Raw genomic sequence first — 7437 nt, 5'->3', positions numbered from 1 at the left:
GCGAAGGTGAAGCAGCAGTACTGGGAACAGACCGACAAGGGCGGCAAGGGCGCCGAGACGGTGCTGGGCTGGAACATCAAGGAAAACAAGGAAGCCTGATTTCCTTTTTCCCCGATGCGCGGCCGGCCCAGCGGGCCGGCCGCGACGTTTTTCCCGACGGCCTCCACGGCCGTCCTTCGCACACAGGCCTTTCGCGCCGTGTGCCATTCAGTCAGCGAGGAAGCTTCATGGGCGATGGGTTTGCAGTGCTGGGCGAACGCTCCGTGGCCGAGCACACCGAATGGGTACAGAGGCAGATCCGCGCCAATCCCCAGAATGCAAGCTTGCGTCTTGCCCTGTGTCACTTCCTCGCGCTGCGCGGCGAATGGCAGCGGGCTGAAGACCAGCTCAAGCTCGCCACCAAGCTCGACCCCACTTTCACTCCCGCCAGCGTCACCTGTTCGATGGCGCTTTCGGGCGAACGGCATCGCAGCGACTTCTGGTCCGGCGGACGCGCTCCGGCCATCATCTGCGGCAACGCGGAATGGGTCGAACAGCTGATCGCTGCCGCGGCCCTGCCGGCCGACCGTGCCGAGGAAGCCGCCGCCCTGCGCGAGACCGCGCGGCAGGCCGCGCCCGCCTTGCATGGCGCGCTCACCAGCGTCGACCGCTCCGATTCGCGCGCCGTGCAGGCGCTCGACGGCGAACCGGTGGAGCGCAGCATCTTCGCGTGGCTGTGCGACGGCGACGTGCGCATCGGCGCGGTGCTGGAGTTGCTCACGCCCTCGGGCTATGCATGGCTGCCCCTGCCCGAAGTGCGCCGCATCAAGTTCTCGCGCCCTCAACACCTGGTCGACCTGCTGTGGGCGCCAGCTGAATTCGAGCTGCACGATGGCCGCGCGCTCAACGGCCTGGTGCCGGTGCGCTATCCGGGCTCGCTCGAAGGCCTCGACGACGAAACCACGCTGGGCCGCCGCACCGACTGGCTGCCGCTGGCCGGCGAAGATCAATACGCGGGCCTCGGCCAGCGCACGCTGATCAGCGAGGCCGGAGACCATTCGCTGCTCGACCTGCGGCTCATCGAGTTCTCGCGCGAGGACGCGACCTGATGAGCAGCATCATGGACACCGACGGCGACCAGCAGGAAAGCGTCGCGCGCGACCGCCTGCAGCCGGTGCTGCTCGACCGCCTCACCGACAAGACGCCGCAGACCCGCCAGGAGCGCGCGGGCGCCTTCCTCATGAGCGGCAGGCTGTTGCGCGACTCGGTGTTGCGCGATCTGCAGTGGCTGCTCAACACCACCAACTTCGGTGCGGACCACAACATCAACACCATGCCGCGCGCGCGCCGCTCGGTGCTGAACTTCGGCGTGCGCGGCTGGGCCGGCGGCCGCATGTCGGAGGTCGACTTCGCGGACGTCGAAGCGGCCATCCGCTCGGCCATCATTGACTTCGAGCCGCGCATCATGAAAGACAGCATCGACGTGCGCTGCGTGACCGACGCCACCGATCTCGAACACCACAACCTGCTCGCGCTGGAGATCCGCGGCACGCTGTGGTCGGTGCCGTACCCGATCGAATTCATCCTGCGCTCGGAGCTCGACCTCGAAAGCGGGCACATGGTGCTGCGGCCCACCGGAGGCCTCTGAATGGATGCCAGGCTGCTCGACTATTACAACCGCGAGCTCACCTACATGCACGAGCTCGGGGCCGAGTTCGCGCAGCGCTACCCGAAGATTGCGGGCCGCCTCGGCATGCGCGGCATCGAGGTCAGCGACCCGTACGTGGAGCGCCTGCTCGAAGGCTTCAGCTTTCTCACCGCGCGCATCCAGCTCAAGATGGACGCGGAGTTTCCGCGCTTCTCGCAGCGGCTGCTCGAAGTGGTGTACCCCAACTTCCTCGCGCCGCTGCCCGCCATGGCCGTGGTGCAGATCGACGGCAACCTCAACGAAGGCTCGCTGAAGGCTGGCTACGAGCTGCCGCGCCACACCATCCTGCGCGGGCGAATGATCAAGGGCGAGCAGACAGCCTGCGAGTTCCGCACCGGCCATGCCGTCACGCTGTGGCCCATTCGCATCGCCGACGCGGGCATCGGCCCGGTGCCCGCGGAAATCGCGCATGCGATGCCCATGGCTGCGCGGCAGGCGAAGAGCGCCATCACCATCAAGCTCGAAGCGGTGGGCGGCGCGCGTTTTGCCGACATGCCGCTCGACCGGCTCGAGTTCTTTATTTCGGGTGCGGAGCTGCATGCGCTGCGCGTGCTCGAACTCGCGGCGCACCACAGCATCGGCGTCGTGTGCCGCAGCGGGCCGGGCAGCACGGCGCGCATCGTGCCGCTGGGCGACGAGGCCATCAGGCACGAGGGCTTCGACCCTGACCAGGCGCTGCTGCCCTACGACGCGCGCTCCTTCCAGGGCTACCGCCTGCTGCACGAGTATTTCGCGTTTCCCGATCGCTACCTGTTCTTCAGCGTGAACAAGCTGCGCGCGGCGGTGCAGGCCATGAGCGGCACCACGATGGAGATCGTGATCCTGCTCGACCGCGCCGACGGCGACCTCGAACGGCTGGTAGACGCCAAGCATTTCTCGCTGTTCTGCACACCCATCATCAACCTCGTGCCGCGCCGCAGTGACCGCATTCCGGTTGGGCCGGGCCAGCATGAGCACCATGCGGTGATCGACCGCACGCGTCCGCGCGACTTCGAGATCTTCACCGTCGAGCGCGTCACCGGCCACATGGCCAACGGCTCGGAAGAGCGCGAGTTCCGGCCCTTCCTCGGTTCGTTCGCGGCGGACGACGGCGACTTCGGCGCGTACTTCTCGCTGCGCCGCGAGCCGCGCCTGGTGTCGGACCGCGCACGCGCCCAGGGTACGCGCACCAGCTACACCGGCAGCGAGGTCTACGTGTCGCTGGTCGACCAGCACGACGCGCCGTTTCCGCACAGCCTGCGGCACATCACGCTCGACGCGCTGTGCACCAACCGCGACCTGCCGCTGCTGCTGCCGACCGGGCTCGAGTCAGATTTCACGCTGCGCGTATCGGCACCCGTGCGATCGATCCGCATCCTGCGCGGGCCTTCGCGGCCGTACCCCGCATTGGCCGAAGGCGCGCTGACGTGGCGCCTCATCAGCCACCTGGGCCTGAACTACCTGAGCCTCACCGATGTCGATGCGGCGCAGGGCGCGGCCGCGCTGCGCGAGATGCTCGACCTGTACGGCAACCTCGCCGACCCTTCGGTGCGCCGCCAGATCCAGGGCGTGCGCTCGATGGCGCTGGCGCCGGTGTTCCGCCGCCTGCCGGAGCCGGGCCCCATCGTGTTCGGGCGCGGCGTGGAGATTGCGCTGAAGATCGACGAGGTCGCGTTCTCGGGCGCGAGCCCGTATCTTTTCGGCGCCGTGCTGGAGCAGTTCTTCAGCCGGCACGTGTCGCTCAATGCGTTCACCGAGTTCGCGCTGTCCAGTCTGCAGCGCGGCGAAATCGCGCGGTGGACTCCGCGCGTGGGACGCCGCCCCGCCGTATGAGCGAAACCGGCTTCACCGACGGGATGCAGCAAGCCACGGCGCCAGCCGGGGAAGCGCAGGAGGTGCTGGATGCGGCCGAGGCTCGCCACGACATCGCGCAGCCTGTGCAGCCTGCGTACGGTGCTGCGGCGCGGCGCGGCGTGCCACAGGCCGATCCCGTGCTCTGGGCCAAGCTGGTCGAGCAGCCCTTCGAGCACGACCTGTTCATGCTGCTGCGCCGGCTCGACGCGCAGGGCGACCATCCGCTGCTGGGCCGCGCGCCGCGCCCGCTCGACGAGCCGCTGCGCCTCGGGCAGGAGCCCTCGATGGCCTTCGCGCCCTCGAATGTGTCGGGCGTCGATGTCGACAGCGACGGCCCGCCGCGTATCTCGATCTACGGCTTCGGCCTGTTCGGCCCCAACGGTCCGCTGCCGCTGCACCTGACGGAGTACGCGCGCGAACGCAAGCGGCATCACGCCGACAACACCATCAGCGCGTTCGCTGACCTGTTCCATCACCGGCTGATCCTGCTGTTCTACCGGGCCTGGGCCGACGCGCAATCGGTCAACAGCCTGGACCGCCCCGACGGCCACCGCTTCGTCGACTACGTGGCCAGCCTCATGAACATGGGGCAGCCCGGCCTCAAGGAGCGCGACCGCATTGCCGACCACGCGCGCACCTTCATGGCGGGCCATCTCGTGCGCCAGACGCGCAACCCCGAGGGCCTGATCCAGATCCTCAAGCTCTACTTCGACGTGCCCGTGCGCGTCGATGAGTTCGTGAGCGACTGGGTGATGATCGACGAGCGTCAGGTCAGCCGCATCGGCATCACCGGCCGCAACCACCGGCTCGGCGGCGGCGCCACCATCGGCCTTGCGGTGCGCGATGCGCAGAGCAAGTTCCGCCTCGAACTCGGGCCGCTCTCGCAGGAAGAGTTCCGCGAGTTCCTGCCGGGCAGCAAGCGACTGCAGCAAGTGGTCGACTGGGTGCGCCAGTACGTCGGCATCGAGTTCGCGTGGGACCTGCGGCTCGTGCTCAAGAAGCAGGACGCGCACGGCATGCGGCTCAACAGCAACCAGCGCCTCGGCTGGGGCAGCTGGCTCGGCACGCGCCTGTCGGACACCGACGCCGGCGACATGGTGTTCCAGCCCGAAGCATTGTTTTCCCGTTCCGCATCGGCGGCACCCGTTGCCGCGCCCGCATCTTCCTCCATGGCTCTATGACCGACATCCGCCGCGTCTCTCTCTTTTCGAAACTCAATCCGATGCTCTACAAGGCATTGGAGACCGCCACCGCCTTCGCCAAGCTGCGCGGCAATGCCTACGTCGAGCTGGTGCACTGGCTGCACCAGATCCTGCAGCTGCAGGACAGCGACATGCTGCGCATCATCAAGCGCGCGGGGCTCAACCTCGACGCGGTCGAGCAAGACCTCGTGCGTGCGCTCGACCGGCTGCCGCACGGTGCCACGTCGATCAGCGACATCTCCGAGCACGTCGACAACGCCGTCGAGCGCGCGTGGGTCTATGCGAGCCTGCGCTTCGAGGCTACCTCGATCCGCGGTGCGTATTTGCTCGCGGGCATCATCAAGACGCCGGGGCTGCGCCAGGTGCTCTCGGGCATCTCGCGCGAGTTCGACAAGATCGTGCCCGACGTGCTGGTGGCGCAGCTCGCTGCATGGACCGAAGGCTCGCCTGAAGACGACTTCGATGCCGCACCAAGCGGCGTCGCGGCCGGCGGCGCAGCCGCTGCCGCGCACCACCAAGGCGATAGCCCCGCGGCAGGTGGTTCGGCGCTCGCCAAGTATGCGAGCGACCTCACCGCCAAGGCACGCGCAGGCGAGCTCGACCCGGTCTACGGCCGCGACGACGAGATCCGACAGATCATCGACATCCTCATGCGCCGCCGCCAGAACAACCCGCTGCTCACCGGTGAGGCCGGCGTCGGCAAGACGGCAGTGGTCGAGGGCCTTGCCTCGCGCCTCGCCGCGGGCGACGTGCCGCCTTCACTGAAAGACGTGTCGCTGTGGGTGCTCGACCCCACGCTGCTGCAGGCTGGTGCGGGCGTGAAGGGCGAGTTCGAACAGCGCCTGCGCCAGGTGATCGACGAGGTCGAGAAGAGTCCCAAGCCCATCGTGCTGTTCGTCGACGAGGTGCATACGCTGGTGGGCGCAGGCGGCACGGCCGGCACCGGCGATGCGGCCAACCTGCTCAAGCCGGCGCTGGCGCGTGGGCGGCTGCGGACCATCGGCGCGACCACCTGGTCGGAGTACAAGAAGTACATCGAGAAAGACCCGGCGCTCACGCGGCGCTTCCAGACCATCCAGGTGCACGAGCCCACCGAGCCCAAGGCGGTGATCATGCTGCGCGGCATCTCGGCCGAGCTGGAGAAGCACCACGGCGTGCTCATTCTCGATGCTGCGCTCGAGGCGGCCGTGAGCCTGTCGCACCGCTACATTCCCGCGCGGCAGTTGCCTGACAAGGCCGTGAGCCTGCTCGATACGGCTTGCGCACGCGTGGCGCTGAGCCAGCATGCGCTACCCGCCGCCATCGAAGACCTGCAGCGCCGCATCGAGGTGCTGGGCATCGAGTCGGGCATCGCGGGGCGCGAGGCAGCCATTGGCGTGGGCGAGCACCAGCGCGTGGAAGACATCGCGGTCCAGGTGGCTGCGGCGCAGGCCGAGCTCGATCTGCTGGAGACGCGGCGCGTGGAAGAAAGCACGCTGGTCGAACGCATCGTGGCGCTGCGCAAGCAGCTGTCGCCGGCGGCGGTGCCGGTGCAGGCGGAGACGGCAGAAGCCGGCGAGGCGAATGTCGATGCGGATGTCGACACACCGTCCGCTGAACCCCAGCGCACGCCCGAGGAAATCCGCGCCGAACTCAACGAAGCACAGGACAAGCTCGTGCAACTGCAGGGCGAATCGCCACTCATCCTCGCGGCCGTCGATGCGCAAGCCATCGCCACCGTGGTGGCCGACTGGACCGGCATTCCTATCGGCCGCATGGTGCGCGACGACGCGCAGTCGGTGCTGAAGCTCGGCGAAATTCTCTCGGCCCGCGTGGTCGCGCAGCCCGATGCGCTGGAGACCATTTCGCGCCGCATACGCACCGCGCGCGCACGTCTCGACAACCCCAACAAGCCCGTCGGAGTGTTCCTGCTGTGCGGCCCCTCGGGCGTGGGCAAGACCGAGACAGCGCTGGCATTGTCTGAAGCTTTGTATGGCGGCGAGCAGAACCTCGTCACCATCAACATGAGCGAGTTCCAGGAGTCGCACACCGTCTCCACGCTGAAGGGCGCACCGCCCGGCTACGTGGGTTATGGCGAAGGCGGCGTGCTCACCGAGGCCGTGCGCCGCAGGCCTTACAGCGTGGTGCTGCTCGACGAGATCGAGAAGGCGCACACCGACGTGCACGAGATCTTCTTCCAGGTCTTCGACAAGGGCTGGATGGAAGACGGCGAGGGCCGCCACATCGACTTCCGCAACACCGTGATCATCATGACCTCCAACGTCGGCACCGACCTGGTCATGCAGCTGTGCGAAGACCCGACCCTGCGCCCCGACCCCGAGCCGCTGGCTGCCGCACTGCGCGAGCCGCTGCTCAAGGTGTTCGCGCCCGCGCTGCTCGGCCGCCTCGTTGTAGTGCCTTATTACCCGTTGCACGCAGAGGCATTGCATCGCATCATCCGTCTGCAGCTCGATCGCATCGCGACGCGCCTGCAGGCGAACCACGGCATCGCACTGGCCTACGACGACAGCGCCGTCGAACTCGTCGCGCGCCGTTGCACCGCCATCGAATCGGGCGGCCGGATGATCGACGCGATCCTCACGCACACGATCCTTCCAAGGCTGAGCGAGGAAGTCATCGGGGCCACGGTCAGTGCGCGCAAGCTCGCGAGTGTGCAACTGAGTGCGGCGGATGACGACTTCCGCTACGAATTCTTCGAACATTGAGCGCAGAAAG

Annotated in this window: 5 protein-coding genes and 1 pseudogene; all 6 read left to right on the top strand. The window is 67.8% G+C overall.

The window, feature by feature from the left end:
• Positions 1-99, top strand: a pseudogene (locus BMW87_RS35655) (type VI secretion system tube protein Hcp); the annotation flags it as partial.
• 128 nt (positions 100-227) lie between these two features.
• The gene (locus BMW87_RS33915) at positions 228-1088 is read left to right on the top strand and encodes a type VI secretion system accessory protein TagJ (protein ID WP_093082835.1); all 861 of its coding nucleotides are present in this window, start codon (positions 228-230) and stop codon (positions 1086-1088) included.
• An 11-nt stretch (positions 1089-1099) separates the two neighbouring features.
• Positions 1100-1627, top strand: a complete 528-nt coding sequence (tssE, locus tag BMW87_RS33910; protein ID WP_042673168.1) for a type VI secretion system baseplate subunit TssE — start codon at positions 1100-1102, stop codon at positions 1625-1627.
• On the top strand, positions 1628-3499 hold the full coding sequence (gene tssF / locus BMW87_RS33905; protein ID WP_093082833.1) for a type VI secretion system baseplate subunit TssF: 1872 nt from the start codon (positions 1628-1630) through the stop codon (positions 3497-3499).
• A complete protein-coding gene (gene tssG / locus BMW87_RS33900; protein WP_093082830.1) occupies positions 3496-4701 on the top strand; it encodes a type VI secretion system baseplate subunit TssG in 1206 nt (401 codons plus the stop codon). Before tssF ends, tssG begins: the two co-directional genes overlap by 4 nt.
• On the top strand, positions 4698-7427 hold the full coding sequence (tssH, locus tag BMW87_RS33895) for a type VI secretion system ATPase TssH (protein ID WP_093082828.1): 2730 nt from the start codon (positions 4698-4700) through the stop codon (positions 7425-7427). Before tssG ends, tssH begins: the two co-directional genes overlap by 4 nt.
• Positions 7428-7437 lie beyond the last annotated feature (10 nt).

It is taken from the genome of Variovorax sp. OV084, assembly GCF_900111625.1.
In the GTDB taxonomy this organism is placed as follows: domain Bacteria; phylum Pseudomonadota; class Gammaproteobacteria; order Burkholderiales; family Burkholderiaceae_C; genus Variovorax.
This window is presented reverse-complemented; position numbering and strand designations above follow the sequence as displayed.

What these genes read in the sequence shown, in the direction of transcription:
- tssH (WP_093082828.1), top strand. Translation starts at nt 4,698, where the DNA reads ATGACCGACATCCGCCGCGTCTCTCTCTTTTCGAAACTCAATCCGATG.
- tssG (WP_093082830.1), top strand. Translation starts at nt 3,496, where the DNA reads ATGAGCGAAACCGGCTTCACCGACGGGATGCAGCAAGCCACGGCGCCA.
- tssF (WP_093082833.1), top strand. Translation starts at nt 1,628, where the DNA reads ATGGATGCCAGGCTGCTCGACTATTACAACCGCGAGCTCACCTACATG.
- BMW87_RS33915 (WP_093082835.1), top strand. Translation starts at nt 228, where the DNA reads ATGGGCGATGGGTTTGCAGTGCTGGGCGAACGCTCCGTGGCCGAGCAC.
- tssE (WP_042673168.1), top strand. Translation starts at nt 1,100, where the DNA reads ATGGACACCGACGGCGACCAGCAGGAAAGCGTCGCGCGCGACCGCCTG.